The 17,247-nt window shown below is 42.3% G+C and carries 21 protein-coding genes; 20 read left to right on the top strand and 1 reads right to left on the bottom strand.

All coding sequences use genetic code 11. From position 1 onward, the window contains the following. Nucleotides 1-89 precede the first annotated feature (89 nt). Nucleotides 90-1,046 carry an AEC family transporter gene (locus ACYH0L_RS17090; protein ID WP_099726514.1) on the top strand — a complete coding sequence of 319 codons (957 nt, stop codon included), beginning with the start codon at nucleotides 90-92 and terminating at the stop codon, nucleotides 1,044-1,046. 232 nt (nucleotides 1,047-1,278) lie between these two features. On the opposite strand, the gene racA is transcribed toward ACYH0L_RS17090, so the two are convergent. After that, nucleotides 1,279-1,827, bottom strand: coding sequence for a chromosome-anchoring protein RacA (gene racA / locus ACYH0L_RS17085; RefSeq protein WP_099726513.1), 549 nt, complete (start codon nucleotides 1,825-1,827; stop codon nucleotides 1,279-1,281). 210 nt (nucleotides 1,828-2,037) lie between these two features. Here racA and prfA point away from each other — a divergent pair, with 210 nt between their 5' ends. From prfA to ACYH0L_RS16990, 19 genes are all read left to right on the top strand, one after another. Then, nucleotides 2,038-3,105 carry a peptide chain release factor 1 gene (gene prfA, locus ACYH0L_RS17080; protein ID WP_034660298.1) on the top strand — a complete coding sequence of 356 codons (1,068 nt, stop codon included), beginning with the start codon at nucleotides 2,038-2,040 and terminating at the stop codon, nucleotides 3,103-3,105. Next, a complete protein-coding gene (gene prmC, locus ACYH0L_RS17075; RefSeq protein ID WP_482354180.1) occupies nucleotides 3,095-3,979 on the top strand; it encodes a peptide chain release factor N(5)-glutamine methyltransferase in 885 nt (294 codons plus the stop codon). The genes prfA and prmC overlap by 11 nt, the downstream gene beginning before the upstream one ends. 142 nt (nucleotides 3,980-4,121) lie before the next feature. Then, nucleotides 4,122-4,601, top strand: a complete 480-nt coding sequence (locus ACYH0L_RS17070) for a hypothetical protein (RefSeq protein WP_283775101.1) — start codon at nucleotides 4,122-4,124, stop codon at nucleotides 4,599-4,601. A 232-nt stretch (nucleotides 4,602-4,833) separates the two neighbouring features. Next, nucleotides 4,834-5,490 (top strand): stage II sporulation protein R, encoded by a 657-nt coding sequence (spoIIR, locus tag ACYH0L_RS17065; RefSeq protein ID WP_482354179.1) that lies wholly within the window; start codon nucleotides 4,834-4,836, stop codon nucleotides 5,488-5,490. A gap of 63 nt (nucleotides 5,491-5,553) precedes the next feature. Then, nucleotides 5,554-5,997 (top strand): GNAT family N-acetyltransferase, encoded by a 444-nt coding sequence (locus tag ACYH0L_RS17060; RefSeq protein ID WP_099726509.1) that lies wholly within the window; start codon nucleotides 5,554-5,556, stop codon nucleotides 5,995-5,997. Nucleotides 5,998-6,158: 161 nt separating this feature from the next. Further along, a complete protein-coding gene (locus tag ACYH0L_RS17055; RefSeq protein ID WP_482354178.1) occupies nucleotides 6,159-7,211 on the top strand; it encodes an L-threonylcarbamoyladenylate synthase in 1,053 nt (350 codons plus the stop codon). A gap of 60 nt (nucleotides 7,212-7,271) precedes the next feature. Continuing rightward, entirely contained in the window at nucleotides 7,272-7,826 is a 555-nt protein-coding gene (locus tag ACYH0L_RS17050; RefSeq protein ID WP_482354177.1) for a manganese efflux pump MntP, read from the top strand. Between the two features lie 63 nt (nucleotides 7,827-7,889). Then, entirely contained in the window at nucleotides 7,890-8,348 is a 459-nt protein-coding gene (locus ACYH0L_RS17045) for a low molecular weight protein arginine phosphatase (protein ID WP_099726506.1), read from the top strand. A gap of 141 nt (nucleotides 8,349-8,489) precedes the next feature. Then, nucleotides 8,490-8,939 carry a ribose 5-phosphate isomerase B gene (gene rpiB, locus ACYH0L_RS17040; protein WP_099726505.1) on the top strand — a complete coding sequence of 150 codons (450 nt, stop codon included), beginning with the start codon at nucleotides 8,490-8,492 and terminating at the stop codon, nucleotides 8,937-8,939. A 12-nt stretch (nucleotides 8,940-8,951) separates the two neighbouring features. Continuing rightward, nucleotides 8,952-9,491 carry a TIGR01440 family protein gene (locus ACYH0L_RS17035; protein WP_034318309.1) on the top strand — a complete coding sequence of 180 codons (540 nt, stop codon included), beginning with the start codon at nucleotides 8,952-8,954 and terminating at the stop codon, nucleotides 9,489-9,491. Between the two features lie 177 nt (nucleotides 9,492-9,668). After that, nucleotides 9,669-10,916, top strand: a complete 1,248-nt coding sequence (gene glyA, locus ACYH0L_RS17030; protein WP_105927222.1) for a serine hydroxymethyltransferase — start codon at nucleotides 9,669-9,671, stop codon at nucleotides 10,914-10,916. Nucleotides 10,917-11,063: 147 nt separating this feature from the next. Next, nucleotides 11,064-11,693, top strand: a complete 630-nt coding sequence (gene upp, locus ACYH0L_RS17025; protein WP_003214553.1) for a uracil phosphoribosyltransferase — start codon at nucleotides 11,064-11,066, stop codon at nucleotides 11,691-11,693. Nucleotides 11,694-12,189: 496 nt separating this feature from the next. After that, nucleotides 12,190-12,573, top strand: a complete 384-nt coding sequence (locus ACYH0L_RS17020) for an ATP synthase subunit I (protein ID WP_482354176.1) — start codon at nucleotides 12,190-12,192, stop codon at nucleotides 12,571-12,573. Between the two features lie 7 nt (nucleotides 12,574-12,580). Continuing rightward, a complete protein-coding gene (gene atpB, locus ACYH0L_RS17015) occupies nucleotides 12,581-13,315 on the top strand; it encodes a F0F1 ATP synthase subunit A (RefSeq protein WP_003215198.1) in 735 nt (244 codons plus the stop codon). A 49-nt stretch (nucleotides 13,316-13,364) separates the two neighbouring features. Further along, a complete protein-coding gene (gene atpE / locus ACYH0L_RS17010) occupies nucleotides 13,365-13,577 on the top strand; it encodes a F0F1 ATP synthase subunit C (RefSeq protein WP_003214968.1) in 213 nt (70 codons plus the stop codon). A 120-nt stretch (nucleotides 13,578-13,697) separates the two neighbouring features. After that, nucleotides 13,698-14,219: a F0F1 ATP synthase subunit B gene (gene atpF, locus ACYH0L_RS17005; protein WP_367307916.1), complete on the top strand. Its 522-nt coding sequence runs from the start codon at nucleotides 13,698-13,700 to the stop codon at nucleotides 14,217-14,219. Next, the gene (locus tag ACYH0L_RS17000; protein WP_099726501.1) at nucleotides 14,216-14,761 is read left to right on the top strand and encodes a F0F1 ATP synthase subunit delta; all 546 of its coding nucleotides are present in this window, start codon (nucleotides 14,216-14,218) and stop codon (nucleotides 14,759-14,761) included. The genes atpF and ACYH0L_RS17000 overlap by 4 nt, the downstream gene beginning before the upstream one ends. Nucleotides 14,762-14,777: 16 nt before the next feature. Continuing rightward, nucleotides 14,778-16,286 carry a F0F1 ATP synthase subunit alpha gene (gene atpA, locus ACYH0L_RS16995; RefSeq protein ID WP_099726500.1) on the top strand — a complete coding sequence of 503 codons (1,509 nt, stop codon included), beginning with the start codon at nucleotides 14,778-14,780 and terminating at the stop codon, nucleotides 16,284-16,286. Between the two features lie 88 nt (nucleotides 16,287-16,374). Then, nucleotides 16,375-17,241 carry a F0F1 ATP synthase subunit gamma gene (locus tag ACYH0L_RS16990; RefSeq protein ID WP_099726499.1) on the top strand — a complete coding sequence of 289 codons (867 nt, stop codon included), beginning with the start codon at nucleotides 16,375-16,377 and terminating at the stop codon, nucleotides 17,239-17,241. Nucleotides 17,242-17,247: the final 6 nt, after the last annotated feature.

Below are 17,247 nucleotides of genomic sequence, written 5' to 3'. Positions count from 1 at the left end.
TAAAATATGTCATGCGGCGTTGTTTAGGGTAATCTAAACAATGCCGCAATAAATTGAAACATGTAAAGGATTTAAGGAGGAATAGTAAGATGGACTTTTTAAATATTTTGATCCTCCTAGCACCGATTTTTTTCGTTATCGCGCTGGGTTGGTTCGCAGGGAACTTCGGCAGCTATGACGCTAAATCTGCAAAAGGTGTAAGCACACTTGTTACAAAGTATGCTTTGCCAGCGCACTTTATCGCCAGCATTCTGTCAACACCAAAAGATAAATTCTATAGTCAAATTCCGTTCTTCGTTGCATTGATTTTAGGAATCGTTGGTTTTTATATCATTATCCTTCTTGTTACGAAATTTGCTTTTAAATATGATTTAACAGATTCATCTATCTTTTCGTTAAACTCAGCTCAACCGACCTTTGCATTTATGGGGATTCCGGTCCTAGGCAGTTTATTTGGGGCCCAAGAAGTTGCAATTCCGATTGCAATTACCGGAATAGTTGTAAATGCATTGCTTGATCCAATTGCGATTATTGTGTCAACTGTCGGTGAAAAAACAAAAGGAAAAGCCAAAGACGGCGAAAGCTTCTTGAAAATGACAACAAAAGCCATTTTGCACGGTTTATCAGAGCCGCTTGCACTTGCACCACTAGCGAGTATCATTCTTGTTCTTTTAGGGTTTAAACTTCCTGAAATCGGACACGAAATGTTAGAGGAAATTGGAAGTGTTACATCAGGGGTTGCGCTATTTGCAGTCGGTGTCACTGTTGGTATCCGTAAGATTAAATTCAGCCTACCAGCATTCAGTATCGCATTGCTAAAAGTAGCTGTACAACCATTACTTATGTATTTTATCGCCATTCTTATGGGTCTTTCGGCAGATGAAATTACAAAAGCTGTATTACTTGTTGCCTTCCCAGGTTCAGCCGTTGCAGCGATGATCGCAACACGATTTGAAAAACAAGAAGCGGAGACTGCATCCGCATTTGTCATCAGTGCAATCATGTCATTAATTACATTACCGATCATTATTGCACTTACCGTATAATATAGTAGAAAGGCTGCCAAACCAGGCAGCCTCAGCGTGTAGACAAACCCTCGCATTCGTTGTCAGTCCTGCGCGCTGGTGCTCACGAATATCAAATTCGCTCCGCTCCAGTGCTCGTCCTTCCTAGACTGCAAAGGTTTTCTATCACGCTGAAAAGAAGACAAAGGGCTAAAATAAAGATTATTTTAGCCCTTTGTCAACAATCTAAGGCTGCCTAACCAGGCAGCCTTTCTTAGCGAAATGAATGAAACAGAGGGAAAAGCATACGCTTCTTTTTGATCTTAGGGCGCTCGATTTCCTTGTCTTCTTCTACTTGAGACGGTTGTTTGAGTGTGGCTGCGAGGCGTTCAAGTTTAGTGGTTAAATCTTCAATTTCTCTACGATGCTGGAGCAGCTGATAGGACACACCTTCATCTGCTTTTTTAGCCAGTTTCCGTTCGAGCTCTTGTAAACGCACTTCAACGTCATGGACGTGTGATTGCTGCTGAAGTAGCTGCTTCACTTGCTCTTCTAATGCTTCAAACCTTTGTGTAGATTCATCAGTTTCTACAGCAGACGATAACTGACGAACTGTTTCCTCATGGATTGGCAGTCGAATGTCTTGGAGGATCACCCCTTCACTCATTTGGTGTTTGACTTCTTTTAGCAGCTGTACAATATCTTCATGAAATTCATAATGTCCAAGTTCATTCCGGGCGACAGGGATGTTGAGCTGTTTAACCCAACGCTGAATCGTTTTTGAAGAAACACCAATTTCTTTTGCAACCTCATTTGTATTCAAACCAAATGCCCTCCCTTTTTTCAATTATAAGTACCATTCTCTTCAGGGAGGACCTGTTCCTTCACGTTAGACAAAACAAGTAACCAATCGCCAAAGATCGTGCTTTCTAGCGAAAAATCGCAGAAAATCAATTGTTTTGGAAATTTTTTTGACTGTCATACCCCGCTATACTATAATTAGACTGTTACGCACAAAACAGAGGTGAAGACCATGTTAGACCGTTTAAAATCAATCGAAGAACGCTATGAAAAGCTAAATGAATATTTAAGTGATCCTGAAGTGGTGAACGACCCTAAGAAGCTTCGTGAATATTCGAAGGAACAATCTGATATTCAAGAAACTGTTGAGGTATATAGACAATATCGTGCGGCATACGACCAGTTGAGCGAAGCGAAAGCAATGCTGGAAGAAAAGCTGGATGCCGAGATGCGCGACATGGTCAAAGAAGAAATTTCAGAGCTCACAGAGGAAACGGAACGTTTAGAAGACGAGCTGAAAATCTTGCTGATCCCGAAAGATCCGAACGACAACAAAAACGTTATTGTGGAGGTTCGTGGTGCAGCAGGAGGGGAAGAGGCCGCGCTTTTTGCCGGAAATCTTTACCGTATGTATAGCCGTTATGCTGAAATGCAAGGCTGGAAAACGGAAGTCATGGAAGCGAGTGTGACTGGAACTGGCGGTTATAAAGAGATTATCTTTATGATCAGTGGGAAAGGCGCATATTCCAAACTAAAGTTTGAAAACGGTGCTCACCGCGTGCAGCGTGTTCCAGAAACAGAATCAGGCGGACGGATTCATACATCAACAGCGACAGTTGCTGTCTTGCCTGAGGCTGAAGAAGTTGAAATTGATATCCATGAAAAAGACATCCGTGTAGATACTTTCACATCAAGCGGACCTGGCGGACAGAGTGTAAACACGACCATGTCTGCTGTTCGATTAACTCACCTTCCAACAGGTGTCGTTGTATCCTGTCAGGATGAGAAGTCGCAAATCAAAAACAAAGAAAAAGCAATGAAAGTGTTACGGGCGAGAATTTATGATAAATTCCAGCGTGAAGCACAAGCTGAATATGATCAAACACGTAAATCTGCTGTTGGAACAGGGGATCGTTCAGAGCGTATCCGTACGTATAATTTCCCGCAAAACCGTGTAACGGACCACCGCATCGGGTTGACGATTCAAAAGCTTGATCAAATTTTAGAAGGAAAACTTGACGAGGTCATAGATGCTTTAATTATGGAAGACCAAGCAAGAAAGCTTCAAAATGCAAAATAATCAGCGAACGATCTTTGAAGCCCTTAAATGGGCTTCTTCTTTGTTAACGGAAGCCGGTAGAGATCGAAATGCAGCAGAGCTTCTTCTGATGCATGTACTTGGATGGAGCAGAAGTGAACTTCTTGCGCGTTTTCATGACCCGCTGCCAGAAGAGAAAGATCGACTGTTCAGCGAGTTTGTCACACAGCACAAACTTGGAGTGCCTGTGCAGCATTTAACAGGCATTGAATTCTTTTATGGTCGTCCCTTCGAGGTGAACAAACATGTGCTCATTCCTCGCCCTGAAACGGAAGAAGTCGTACTGGCAGCGCTCAATATGGCAGGTGACGTATTCCCGCACGATCAGCCGCTCAAAGCAGTTGATGTTGGCACAGGAAGCGGGGCAATCGCCATTACGTTAGCTCTTGAAAAGGAATCTCTATCTGTCACAGCGACTGATATCTCACGTGATGCACTTGCGGTAGCGAAGCGGAATCAACAAGCGCTTGGTGCAGACGTTCATTTTTTACATGGAGATTTACTTGAACCAGTCATAGATCAAGGCATCAAAGTGGATTTGTTTATTTCCAATCCACCCTATATTGCCGTAGAAGAAATGGACAGTCTATCAGAGGTTGTCACAAAGCATGAGCCAGTCAATGCGCTGACGGATGGACGTGACGGTCTGTGGTTTTACCAGCGGCTCGTTCATGATCTCCACAACGTACTGAGCGAGCAGGCGGTGGTCGTCTTTGAAATTGGACACACGCAAGCGCAAGATGTAAAAGCGCTTCTCATGCAGGCATTTCCTGCAGCTGATGTTCGCATCGTTAAGGATATTAACGAGAAGGACCGAGCTGTTTGCGCACACATTCAAAACGAAAAGTCCGGCTGAATAAAGTCGGACTATTTTATTATGTAAAGATGAAACTTATGGTAAAAGAGAAACGTATATATAAAAGAATGAACATTCTGATCATGATTTTTTTACATAAATTTGTTTTGAAGGAGCGAATGGTGTGAACAGAAGGTATGCGATGGTGTTGGTCATCGTCAGTGTACTATTGATTGTGAGTGCTTGCGGTAAACCGAGCTTTAAAAAAGAGGCAGCAGCATTTGGAGAAAGCTATAAAAAAGCACAATACACAGTGAATCGAACGGATGACCTATCTGACATGAAGGAGAAGTTGAAGTTTTATTTAACCGAGCATGAATATCAAGAATATACACAAGACAGCATGTTTCCAAACGTATTAGAAGCAGCCAAGGATCAAGATTGTCAAATTAAGCTGAAAAAAATTAAGTTTACGCCTTCAGATGAAAGCGATGACAGAATTGAATTTGACTATGAAATGATCATTCAATTTATTGATCAAAACGGAAAAATCAAAAAAGAAATTGAGAAAAAGGGGGCAATGACTGTCATCCAAACAGAATCAGGTTTGAAAATCAGCCGTGATTGGGATGGGAGACTGTACCCCTCTGACTACCAATCCTCACTCCAAAGCCGTTCTTAAATTGAACGGCTTTTCAGCGTGTAGACAAACCCTCATGTTCTTTATCACGTGCCGGTGCTAACGAATCGTTCATTCGCTCCGGAACTCGTCCTTCCTAGACTTCAAGGGCTTTCTATTACGCTGAACGGAAGTTTGACTCAGAATCTATTAAAAAAATCATGTTTGCTGTTTAAGAGATGAGTTTCCTGGACACAATGTTTGTAGCGAAGAGAAAAAGTGGGGGGAACACATCATGTTGAAAAGTAAAATGATGATTTGTCTTTATATGTTTCTATTATTATGCGGTGCTTTTGCAAACCTTGGCCGGGAGGAGACAGCGGCTGCTTCTGCAAACAAGCCTGTTGTGATACCAGATGAAGCGATTCGATTGCGAATTTTAGCAAATAGTGATCGATCGGCGGATCAGGATGTGAAAAGAAGCATTCGAGATGAGGTCAATGCCAATATGACCGAGTGGGTCAAAGACCTGACATCCATTGAAGAAGCAAGACGTGTCATTCGTTCAAAGCTGCCAGAAATCAATCGTATTGCGAAAGCAAAATTGAAAGAACAACACATTGATCAATCCGTATCAGTGAGTTTTCAAAAAGCTTCTTTTCCAACAAAGCTTTATGGAAATTTCGTCTATCCTGCTGGGAAATATGAAGCCATTTTAATTACGCTTGGGGAAGGGGACGGAGCCAATTGGTGGTGTGTGTTATTCCCGCCTCTCTGCTTTATCGACTTTTCAAATGGAGAAGCGATTGCCTCGCCAGAAGGGGATGGTGAAGACCAAGTGGCAGAGCAGCAAACAGGTGAGTCCGTCAATGAAGTGGTGAAAGAAGAGGAGGAAGAGACTGGAGAAGTGAAATTCTTTCTGTTCGAATGGGTCTCTAGTCTTTTCTCTTAAAAAAGGTATAAATCTGTTTTTGCCTCATAGAGTTGAAGTAAGAGATCAAAAAGAGGTGAAAGCATGTATTATCAATTAAGAATAGCCACAGAAGATGATGCCCCAGCTATCAATGCGTTTCTTGAAAAGGGACAAGCGAAAGGCGGAGTAACGATTGCAGAGTGTACGACTTTTGTTGTCATGGAAGATGGGGACGGGCAGCTGGCAGGCTGCTTAGGTCTTGAACGGCTAAATGAACAAGAGGGGTTACTGCGGTCACTTGTCATTTCAGATAAACTTGGTCAGGGGCACATTGTTTCTTTATTCCAAAGTGTTCAAACGCTGGGAGAAAAAATAGGTGTGGATACCTTTTATGTCGTAGCAAACCATTCATCCTCACATGAATTTTTAGCATTAATGGGATTCACACCTTTAGAGAGCATTCCGGATAGCGTGTTGGTATCTGCGCATGCAAAAGAGTCATTGGGGAAAGAACAGGCCGTGGTACTGCAAAAAAAGGTCAGTTAATCACAAAACACTGGACTTATACACATACTTATCCACTGTTAAACAAGCGTTATCCACAAATTGTGGACAACGCTTGTTTTATTTAGCGTCATCTTTTATACTTTCAAAAGGATAATTGAGATATATCAACAGTTTTATCTTTTTTAAAAGGAGTTTGTATGATGTTAAATACAAAAAGGTGGTCTGTGGATTTAGAAAAGGATTTATCCACATACTATCCACAAATTGAACAGGCAGCCCTGCTGTTACAGCAAAACGAAGTGGTCGCTTTCCCGACAGAGACCGTTTACGGACTAGGGGCAAATGCGAAAGAGACAGAGGCCGTCATGAAAATTTATGAAGCGAAAGGGCGTCCAAGTGATAATCCGTTGATTGTCCACATTGCGGACGTTCAGCAGCTTCATGAATTTGCACAAATAGAAAATGAAAAAGCGAAGGCGCTGATGGATGCCTTTTGGCCGGGTGCCTTAACCATTGTTCTTCCATGTAAACCGGGCACTTTATCAAAGCAGGTCACAGCGGGTCTATCCACAGTTGGCGTGAGAATGCCTGATCATCCCATTGCACTTGAACTCATCCGAGCAGCTGGTCTGCCAATTGCCGCACCGAGTGCCAATCGCTCAGGGAAACCATCACCGACACTAGCTGACCATGTAGCGAGTGATCTCGATGGAAGAATTGCTGGGATTGTCGATGGTGGTTCTACTGGTATTGGCGTTGAGTCAACGGTTGTATCCTGTGTAGACGAAATTCCAGTGATTTTAAGGCCGGGCGGTATTACAAAAGAAGCTTTAGAAGAAGTAGTGGGGACAGTCAGCGTCGATCCAGGGTTAACGAAAAAGGACGAGGCACCAGTATCGCCAGGGATGAAATACACACATTATGCACCTGAAGCACATATGTATATATTTTATGGAAGTGATGAAGAGATGCAGCGTCACATTCAAAAGTACCAGGCTGAGGGGAAAAAAGTTGGTGTACTCACAACAGAAGAAAAGAAATCGTTGTTTACGGCAGATGTTGTTTACTGTTGTGGATGGAGAGAGAAGCCTGAAACTGTTGCTGCAAACCTATATCGTGTGCTGAGACAATTTGATGAGACGGATGTAGACATGATCATTTCAGAAGCCTTTTCAGAGCAGGGTGTTGGTTCTGCCATTATGAACCGTCTGCAAAAAGCGGCAGGAGGGCGTACACTCTCTTCGGTCAAATAGTTCTAACCTTTCTTGGACAAACATAGGTTAAAGGAGAATGCGTGTCCAAGGGGGATTTACATGAACGAACTAGCTGGCGAATTGCTGACACTCAGTATCATGGCTTTTGCGCTTGGGATGGATGCCTTTTCGGTTGGACTTGGGATGGGGATGATTCAGCTGAGGTTCCGCCAGATCATTTATATTGGACTTGTCATTGGGATATTTCATATGTTTATGCCGCTTTTTGGCATGCTGACAGGTCAGCTTTTATCTGGTTGGCTCGGTCTCCTTGCAACCTATATCGGAGGGGCGCTGCTTTTGGTGCTGGGGCTGCAAATGATCATTGCGTCTATCCGAAAAGAGGATAAACCATTTATCGCGCCTGTTGGTACTGGTCTCGTTCTTTTTGCGACAAGTGTGAGCTTAGACAGTTTCTCCGTTGGCTTAAGCCTGGGAATTTACGGTTCTCGGGTGTGGGTGACCATTTTATTGTTTGGTTTTTTTAGTATGATGCTTACGTGGCTCGGATTATTACTCGGTAAACAGGTCCGTTCATGGATTGGTTCATATAGCGGGGCGCTTGGCGGCATCATTTTACTAGCCTTTGGAATCAAATTATTATTCCCGCTATAGCCAGTCTCCTTACATAACATGTAGAATGAAATCCTATATAATAGAAGAAAAGGAGGGCGAATGATGAATATCTTATTTGTTTGTACTGGAAATACATGCAGAAGTCCGATGGCTCAAGCCCTTTTTGCTTCAATTGCGGATGAAAAAGGTTTGCAGGCCACTGTAAAATCAGCGGGCATCTTTGCCTCGAATGAGGGGAAGGCTTCTCCGCAAGCGGTCGAAGCATTATTTGAGAAAAGCATTCCACTCAATCACTCATCGTCATTGCTGACAGAGGATCTTCTTCACGAAGCTGATTACGTTTTCACCATGACGATTCAGCATAAACAGTTGATTGTGGAGCAATATGCACATGCAAAAGAGAAGGTTTTCACATTAAAGGAATTTGCGACAGGGACAGAAGGCGATGTATCCGATCCATTTGGAGGAAGTCTTGCTGTTTATCAGGAAACACGTGATGAACTAGAAGCATTGCTTTATCAGCTGGCTGAAAAACTGAAAAAGGATAGAACATCCTCATAAATGGACAACCTGTAAAACCGTTGCGAAAACGGTTTTTCTGCTTTTGTTTGCAAATGACTAGGCAGAGGTTAAAATATAACTGTGAATAAAGAATGAATGTAAGACATGACAGATCAACTCACCCTTAGGAGGAATAGCCCGATGAAAGTAGCCATTGCATCCGATCACGGCGGAACGAATATTCGTGAAGAAATCAAGCAACTGATGGATGAATTGAAGATTGAATACATTGATATGGGTTGTGAATGTGGATCAGGATCTGTAGACTACCCAGATTATGCTTTTCCTGTAGCCAATATGGTGGCAAACGGAGAAGTCGATCGTGGTATTTTAATTTGCGGGACAGGCATCGGCATGAGCATCTCAGCAAACAAAGTGAAAGGCATTCGCTGTGCGCTGGCACATGATACATTTAGTGCGAAAGCAACGAGAGAACATAATGATACAAATGTTCTTGCGATGGGAGAACGTGTCATTGGACCGGGACTAGCACGTGAGATCGCACACATTTGGCTGACGACAGAATTTATGGCAGGACGTCATGCTACGCGGATTGGTAAAATCGCTGATTACGAAGAAAAGCACCTATAAGGAGCGCTTAACATGAACATTGGTCAAGATTGGCTTGAAATGTTAAAAGAGTTTCATCAAGCAGTCGAACTGCGTGCTGGCCAAATTTTAGTGATTGGCTGCAGTACGTCGGAAGTGGCTGGCGAACATATTGGTACAGCAGGAAGCGAGCAAATTGCGGAGGCCATCTATCAAGAGCTGGACCAGCTAAGAAGAGAGACTGGTATTGAGCTGGCCTTCCAGTGCTGCGAGCATCTCAATCGTGCCCTCGTCGTTGAAGAAGAAGTGGCTTTCCGGCTGAACCTAGAAATTGTGGCCGCAGTACCTGTTCGTAAGGCGGGGGGTTCTATGGCAGCTCATGCGTATCAGCAAATGGAACACCCTGTGTTAGTTGAATCCATTACGGCGCATGCAGGAATTGATATCGGCGATACATTGATTGGAATGCACTTAAAGCGAGTAGCCGTTCCTGTCCGTCTTAGTCGACATCAATTAGGACAAGCGCACGTGACGTTTGCGAAAACACGTCCGAAGCTGATTGGCGGAGAACGAGCAGTTTATACAAGATCATAGCTCGATTATATTTCTAATATAATGTTGAATGATGAAGACGCTTCACCCCTTTAATATTCGGTTTTTCATAAAAAAGAAGTCCGTTTTCCAAAAAAAACTTTTACATTTTACTCAAAAACCGTGTACAATGAGATGGTGAAAACATCGAATGGAAATAGATTGGAGAGGATTTCGCTGATGAAACATTTACCTGAGCAAGACGCACAAGTATTCAAAGCAATTCAACTAGAGCGGAAACGCCAGCAGGACAAAATCGAATTAATTGCATCAGAAAACTTCGTAAGCGAAGCAGTCATGGAAGCACAGGGCTCAGTTTTAACAAACAAATATGCTGAGGGCTACCCTGGTAAACGCTACTATGGCGGCTGTGAACATGTAGACGTTGTAGAAGATATCGCACGTGATCGCGCAAAAGAAATTTTTGGCGCTGAGTATGTGAACGTACAGCCTCACTCAGGTGCTCAAGCGAATATGGCCGTATACTTTACAATTCTTGAGCATGGCGATACAGTGCTAGGCATGAACTTATCACATGGTGGGCATTTAACACACGGAAGCCCTGTAAATTTTAGCGGGGTACAATACAACTTTGTAGAATATGGTGTAGATAAAGAAACACAGCATATCGACTATCAAGATGTACTTGAAAAAGCACGTGAGCATAAGCCGAAGCTAATCGTTGCGGGTGCAAGTGCATACCCGCGTCAAATTGATTTCAAAAAGTTCCGTGAAATTGCTGATGAAGTCGGGGCTTACTTTATGGTCGACATGGCTCACATTGCGGGTCTTGTTGCAGCAGGTCTTCATCCAAATCCAGTTCCTTACGCAGATTTTGTGACAACGACGACACACAAAACCTTACGCGGACCTCGCGGCGGAATGATTTTATGCCGTGAAGAGTTTGGTAAAAAGATCGACAAATCGATCTTCCCTGGTATTCAAGGTGGACCACTGATGCATGTCATCTCTGCAAAAGCTGTTTCTTTCGGTGAAGTATTGAACGGAGATTTCAAAACATATGCACAAAACGTGATTGATAACGCAAAACAACTAGCTGAAACACTTTTATCTGAGGATATTCAGCTTGTATCTGGTGGAACAGATAACCATCTTGTTCTCATCGACTTGCGTACTCTTGGCATCACAGGGAAAATTGCAGAAAATGTTCTAGATGAAATCGGCATCACAGTGAACAAAAATGCGATTCCTTATGATCCAGAGAAACCATTTGTCACAAGTGGTGTACGTGTAGGTACAGCAGCAGTGACAAGCCGCGGGTTCGATCAAGAAGCGATGAAAGAAGTTGGTTCCATTATTGCGCTTGCTCTGAAACATCATGAAGATGAAGCGAAATTAGAAGAGGCGAAAAAGCGTGTGTCTGATCTCACTGCCCGCTTCCCTCTATATAATGAATTAGATTATTAAAAAGCAGACCCATTTGCCTATTTTTGGCATGTGGGTTTTTTTTGTAGGATTTGCGAATCATATTGAAAGATGATGTCTTTTTATGTAGAATTGTAGGAAGTGTGCAAAGTTCACCGGAAGATGACAGAGAAGGAGTTGTAGCAAGCAATGGCAAAGGTTTATGTATTTGATCACCCGCTAATTCAGCACAAACTTACATATATTCGTGACGTTCATACAGGAACAAAAGAATTTAGAGAGCTAGTGGATGAAGTCGCCACATTAATGGCATTCGAAATCACAAGAGACTTACCGCTTGAAGAGGTAGATGTAGAAACACCTGTACAAGTAGCTAAATCAAACGTGATCTCAGGGAAAAAACTCGGTGTTGTGCCAATTTTAAGAGCAGGTCTTGGAATGGTAGACGGGATTTTGAAGCTCATTCCAGCTGCTAAAGTGGGACATGTCGGTTTATACCGTGATCCGAAAACATTAAAGCCTGTTGAATATTATGTGAAGCTTCCATCTGATGTGGAAGAGCGTGAATTTATCGTCGTAGACCCAATGCTTGCAACTGGCGGCTCAGCAGTCGAAGCGTTAAACAGCTTGAAAAAACGCGGTGCGAAAAACATCCGCTTCATGTGTCTGATTGCTGCCCCTGAAGGTGTAGAAGAAATGCAAAAACATCATCCAGATGTGGATATCTACATTGCAGCATTAGATGAGAAATTAAACGAAAAAGGTTACATCATCCCAGGCCTTGGTGATGCTGGTGACCGTATGTATGGAACAAAATAAGAATGTTCAAATGAAATCCACATGCAAACGTGCATGTGGGTTTTTTGAAAAATATGACAAACGGTTGATATCGTTCTTAGAAAAATCAATGTATACTGAACATTAGCTGTTTTTTTCAATGAATGTCACGTGTCTCCTAAAGTTTGATGAAATTGTGAACATTTTGTGTGCTCTATCATTATAGAAAAGTTTTTTAACTTTCAACGGATTGACACATCATAGACGCTATTGTATGCTAAACGAGGGTATTATGGTAAGGTTTTCATAGCCTATAGCACTCTACTAATCCTCATTGTGAACCCTTTAATTATCAGGGTTTGTATCAGCGAATGAAGCAGCATCCCATAGATCTAAAGATTCCAAGTCTGATTGTGTAATTAGACCGATGGGTGATTGATTTTTTTCGAACAGGACGTCTTATCATCAGCGTCTTCTACGCAGTTTTCATCACCATTTATCACCTTTTTTACAATATTTTTCATCGGGAGTCAGATGAATGAACGATCCAAACGCGATTTTCCGCAGACAGAGTAAATACATGTTGTATCTATTGGCAATTTTTGTGTTTGGCTATGCCATGCTTGGTTTTAAACCACTGTTCCTCGGTTTCATTATCGGCACAATTTTTGCTTTCTTTAATTTATTCCTACTTATACGGAGAATGCACGCTTTTGATCGGGCGGTTAAAAAAGGAAAATCCATTCGTTCAATGGGAAGTACAGCCAGGTGGGCCAACGCGATTCTCGCAGTAGCGATTGCTTGGCGTTACCCTAATGAAGTTCATCTGGCAGGTGTTGTTATAGGATTAATGACAATATATCCTGTCATTATGATAGATTCCTTCATTCAACTTAAACGTTCTACTATGGAAGAGAGGTGAATACTCTTTGGGTCACAGTTCAAAAACTACAGAATTTTTAGGGTTAACGTTCAACTTATCCAATGTTCTCATGATTACGATTGCTAGTATCATCGTTCTTCTCATAGCGGTGCTGACTACTCGTGTTCTGTCTATTCGTCCGACAAAGGCGCAGAACTTCATGGAATGGATTGTTGATTTTGTTCGAAATATCATAGGTAGTTCGATGGACATGAAAACAGGAGCCCCATTTCTAGCGCTTGGCGTTACATTACTCATGTACATATTTGTTTCAAACATGCTTGGACTGCCATTCTCGATTACGGTCGATCACAACTTGTGGTGGAAATCACCAACAGCAGACCCAGCAATCACAATGACACTAGCGATTATGGTCATGGGATTAACACATTACTACGGTGTCAAGGCAAAAGGAGTCAAGGAATATACGAAAGACTACTTTAGACCAATTCCGCTTTTAGTACCATTGAAACTTATTGAAGAATTTGCAAACACGCTAACACTTGGTTTGCGTCTTTACGGAAATATTTTCGCTGGAGAGATTCTTCTTGGTTTACTTGCAGGACTTGCGACCAATTTCTACACGCAAAACATTGCGCTTGGTATCGTTGGTACATTAGGTGCCATCGTGCCGATGATTGTATGGCAGGCATTCAGTTTGTTTGTCGGAACAATCCAGGCATTTATCTTCACCATGCTGACAATGGTGTACATATCCCATAAAGTCAGCGACGAACACTAAAAAAATTGAGAGTCCAAAAAGGACGTTATTTTAAAGGAGGAGCTTTTTAATGAATTTAATAGCAGCAGCAATTGCAATCGGTTTAGGAGCACTAGGAGCAGGTATTGGTAACGGTCTAATCGTATCTAAAACAGTTGAAGGAATCGCCCGTCAGCCAGAAGCTGGTAGAGAACTAAGAACACTTATGTTCATCGGGGTCGCTTTAGTTGAGGCACTTCCAATTATCGCTGTCGTTATCGCATTCTTGGCATTCTTTGGTTAATATGTGAGAAGCGTTCTAATATGAATTTTAATGGCGAAGATCAGATTAGTTCGAAACTTCGCCATTCCTTTATGTTTTGTTTCTTAACATATTATTTGAAGAAGGGAGTTGCCGTACTAAATGTCTCAGTTACCATTGGTTTTAGGAGCAGGAGGCTTAAGTTTCAACGCCGGGGATATGTTATTCCAGCTGATCGCTATGCTCATCCTGCTTGCACTTTTAAAGAAATTTGCGCTTAAACCTTTATTAGGTATTATGAAGCAGCGTGAAGATTATATAGGAAATGAAATTTCAAGTGCTGAACAAAAGCATGTTCAAGCTGAAAATCTTCTTGAAGAACAACGTGTTTTATTGAAAGAAGCACGTGAAGAATCACATACACTCATCGAAAATGCGAAAAAGCTTGGTGAGAAACAAAAAGAAGAAATCATTCAAGCAGCACGTCAAGAGTCAGAGCGCTTGAAAGAATCTGCTAGAACTGAAATCGTGAAAGAAAAAGAACAAGCTGTGGCTGCGCTGCGTGAGCAGGTTGCATCACTATCTGTGCTAATTGCTTCTAAAGTGATTGAAAAAGAACTTGATGAGCAAGCACAAGAGAAATTGATCCAAGAGTATCTTAAAGAGGCAGGCGAAAGCCGATGAGCGTAACTATTGTCTCTAAGCGTTACGCTTCTGCTCTTTTTGACATCGTTCTTGCTTCTTCGGCAGTAGACGAAACTGAAAAAGAGCTGAATGAGATCAAAAAAGTGCTAAAGGCTGATCAAGAACTGAACGACTTTCTTGTTCATCCGAAGATTACGGCAGACAAAAAGAAACATTTGATTGCAGAAGCTTTCAAAGGTGTTTCAACTTATGTATTGCACACAATGTATTTACTGATTGACCGCGGACGCACGAATATTTTTCCTGAAATGACGTCTGAGTTTGTGAAACTTGCAAACCGTACGAAACAAATAGACGATGCGATCGTGTATTCAGTTAAACCGCTTAGCGGGGCTGAAATTCAATCATTATCTGAAGTATTTGCCAAAAAAGCCGGAGTCACATCACTGCGTGTTGAAAATGTGATTGACAAGGATCTAATAGGCGGAGTGAAAATCCGTATCGGAAACCGCATTTATGACGGCAGTGTCAGCGGAAAGCTTTCCCGCATTGAACGTCAGCTTGCAGGCGAAAATCGTTAGAAGGGGTGAAACCTTAGTGAGTATCAAAGCTGAAGAGATTAGCGCGCTGATAAAGCAGCAAATCCAAAACTATCAATCTGAAATCGAAGTAAAAGATGTCGGTACAGTCATTCAAGTAGGGGACGGTATCGCGCGTGTACATGGCCTTGACAACATTATGGCAGGAGAACTGGTTGAGTTCTCTAACGGTGTAATGGGTATGGCTCAAAACCTTGAGGAGTCTAACGTAGGTATCGTTATTTTAGGACCTTACAAAGATATCCGCGAAGGTGATGACGTAAAACGTACAGGTCGTATCATGGAGGTTCCAGTAGGTGAAGAGTTAATCGGTCGTATTGTGAACCCACTTGGTCAGCCTGTTGATGGACTAGGTCCAATCTTAACAAGCAAAACACGTCCAATCGAAAGTGAAGCACCAGGCGTTATGGATCGTAAATCTGTACATGAGCCGCTTCAAACAGGAATTAAAGCGATTGATGCCTTGATTCCAATCGGACGTGGACAGCGTGAATTGATCATTGGTGACCGTCAAACAGGTAAAACATCTGTTGCAATTGATACGATCCTAAACCAAAAAGATCAAAACATGATCTGTATCTATGTAGCGATCGGACAAAAAGAATCAACAGTTCGTGGCGTTGTTGAAACACTACGTAAGCATGGTGCGCTTGATTACACAATCGTTGTGACAGCTTCTGCATCACAGCCAGCTCCACTTCTTTACCTTGCTCCATATGCAGGTGTAACGATGGGGGAGGAATTCATGTATAACGGCAAGCACGTACTTGTTGTATATGATGACCTTTCTAAACAAGCGGCAGCTTACCGTGAGCTTTCATTATTGCTTCGTCGTCCTCCAGGTCGTGAGGCATTCCCTGGTGATGTTTTCTACCTTCACTCTCGTTTATTAGAACGTGCAGCGAAGCTTAGTGACGAAAAGGGTGGCGGTTCTATCACAGCATTGCCTTTCGTAGAAACGCAGGCTGGTGATATCTCTGCATATATCCCAACAAACGTGATTTCGATCACAGATGGACAGATCTTCTTACAATCTGATCTCTTCTTCTCAGGCGTACGTCCAGCAGTAAACGCAGGATTGTCTGTATCCCGTGTAGGTGGTTCTGCACAAATCAAAGCGATGAAAAAGGTAGCAGGTACACTTCGTTTGGACCTTGCTTCATATCGTGAGCTTGAAGCATTCGCTCAGTTTGGTTCTGATCTAGACCAAGCGACTCAAGCGAAATTAAACCGTGGTGCAAGAACAGTTGAAGTCTTAAAACAAGACTTGAACAAACCGCTTAAAGTTGAAAAACAAGTAGCGATTCTTTATGCACTGACAAAAGGATACTTAGACGATGTGGCAATTGCTGATGTCAAACGTTTTGAAGCTGAGTTATTCATGTACATTGAAGAAAACCATAAAGACTTGTTCGATACAATCTCTCAAACAGGAAACATGCCTGCTGATGAAGAGTGGAATACAGCAATCGAAGGCTTTAAACGTACGTTTGCGCCAAGCAACTAATTAGTAATCTTTCCGAGAGAAAAAGATTCTCTTTTTCTCTCTTTTCACGTAAATGAACACGGATTCCTGAAAAAAGGTGGTGAAATCTTTGGCCTCATTACGCGATATTAAGTCAAGGATCACGTCAACGAAAAAATCGAGTCAGATCACAAAAGCGATGCAAATGGTATCAGCTGCGAAACTGAATCGTGCTGAAAACAATGCGAAGTCTTTTGTTCCTTACATGGAGAAAATCCAAGAAGTCGTTGCAGCAATAGCAACTGGAACAAGTGCTAAGCACCCAATGCTTCTTTCAAGACCTGTCAAAAAAACAGGGTATCTCGTCATTACATCTGATCGAGGGCTTGCAGGACCTTTTAACAGCTCGATTTTGCGTGCCGCTTACCAAACCATTCAATCTCGTCATCAATCCGCTGATGAATATGCGGTGATTGTCATTGGTAAAATCGGACGCGACTTCTTCAAAAAGCGCGGTATTCCAGTTATTTCTGAAGTAACAGGGCTTGGTGATGAAGTAGCGTTTGCTGATATTAAAGAATTAGCAAGCAGTACAGTTCAAATGTTCTCTGATGGAGCGTTTGATGAACTTTACATGTTCTACAACCATTTTGTCAGTGCCATTTCACAAGAAGTAACAGAGAAAAAATTATTGCCGCTAACGGACCTTTCGGCCGCAGCGACACCAAATAAACGTTCCGCATCTTATGAGTTTGAGCCTTCTGAAGAAGAAATTCTAGAAGTTCTCCTTCCTCAATATGCAGAGAGTTTGATTTTCGGTGCGCTTCTTGACAGCAAAGCCAGTGAACATGCTGCAAGAATGACAGCAATGAAGAGTGCAACAGACAACGCGAAAGAATTGATCGACAACCTGACACTCTCTTATAACCGTGCTCGTCAAGCAGCGATTACACAAGAGATTACAGAAATTGTCGGCGGAGCAGCTGCCTTAGAATAGAAATAA

Source organism: Bacillus sp. MC1252, from assembly GCF_056838025.1.
The sequence above is the reverse complement of the archived record's forward strand: the minus strand, read 5'-3'. Positions and strand labels throughout refer to the sequence as shown.

Coding starts and splice junctions, on each gene's coding strand:
- ACYH0L_RS17060 (WP_099726509.1), top strand. CDS start 5,554: ATGTATTATCAATTAAGAATAGCCACAGAAGATGATGCCCCAGCTATC.
- ACYH0L_RS17055 (WP_482354178.1), top strand. CDS start 6,159: ATGTTAAATACAAAAAGGTGGTCTGTGGATTTAGAAAAGGATTTATCC.
- atpE (WP_003214968.1), top strand. CDS start 13,365: ATGAATTTAATAGCAGCAGCAATTGCAATCGGTTTAGGAGCACTAGGA.
- prfA (WP_034660298.1), top strand. CDS start 2,038: ATGTTAGACCGTTTAAAATCAATCGAAGAACGCTATGAAAAGCTAAAT.
- ACYH0L_RS17050 (WP_482354177.1), top strand. CDS start 7,272: ATGAACGAACTAGCTGGCGAATTGCTGACACTCAGTATCATGGCTTTT.
- ACYH0L_RS17020 (WP_482354176.1), top strand. CDS start 12,190: ATGAACGATCCAAACGCGATTTTCCGCAGACAGAGTAAATACATGTTG.
- glyA (WP_105927222.1), top strand. CDS start 9,669: ATGAAACATTTACCTGAGCAAGACGCACAAGTATTCAAAGCAATTCAA.
- ACYH0L_RS17070 (WP_283775101.1), top strand. CDS start 4,122: ATGGTGTTGGTCATCGTCAGTGTACTATTGATTGTGAGTGCTTGCGGT.
- rpiB (WP_099726505.1), top strand. CDS start 8,490: ATGAAAGTAGCCATTGCATCCGATCACGGCGGAACGAATATTCGTGAA.
- ACYH0L_RS17035 (WP_034318309.1), top strand. CDS start 8,952: ATGAACATTGGTCAAGATTGGCTTGAAATGTTAAAAGAGTTTCATCAA.
- atpF (WP_367307916.1), top strand. CDS start 13,698: ATGTCTCAGTTACCATTGGTTTTAGGAGCAGGAGGCTTAAGTTTCAAC.
- ACYH0L_RS17090 (WP_099726514.1), top strand. CDS start 90: ATGGACTTTTTAAATATTTTGATCCTCCTAGCACCGATTTTTTTCGTT.
- ACYH0L_RS17045 (WP_099726506.1), top strand. CDS start 7,890: ATGAATATCTTATTTGTTTGTACTGGAAATACATGCAGAAGTCCGATG.
- ACYH0L_RS17000 (WP_099726501.1), top strand. CDS start 14,216: ATGAGCGTAACTATTGTCTCTAAGCGTTACGCTTCTGCTCTTTTTGAC.
- prmC (WP_482354180.1), top strand. CDS start 3,095: ATGCAAAATAATCAGCGAACGATCTTTGAAGCCCTTAAATGGGCTTCT.
- spoIIR (WP_482354179.1), top strand. CDS start 4,834: ATGTTGAAAAGTAAAATGATGATTTGTCTTTATATGTTTCTATTATTA.
- upp (WP_003214553.1), top strand. CDS start 11,064: ATGGCAAAGGTTTATGTATTTGATCACCCGCTAATTCAGCACAAACTT.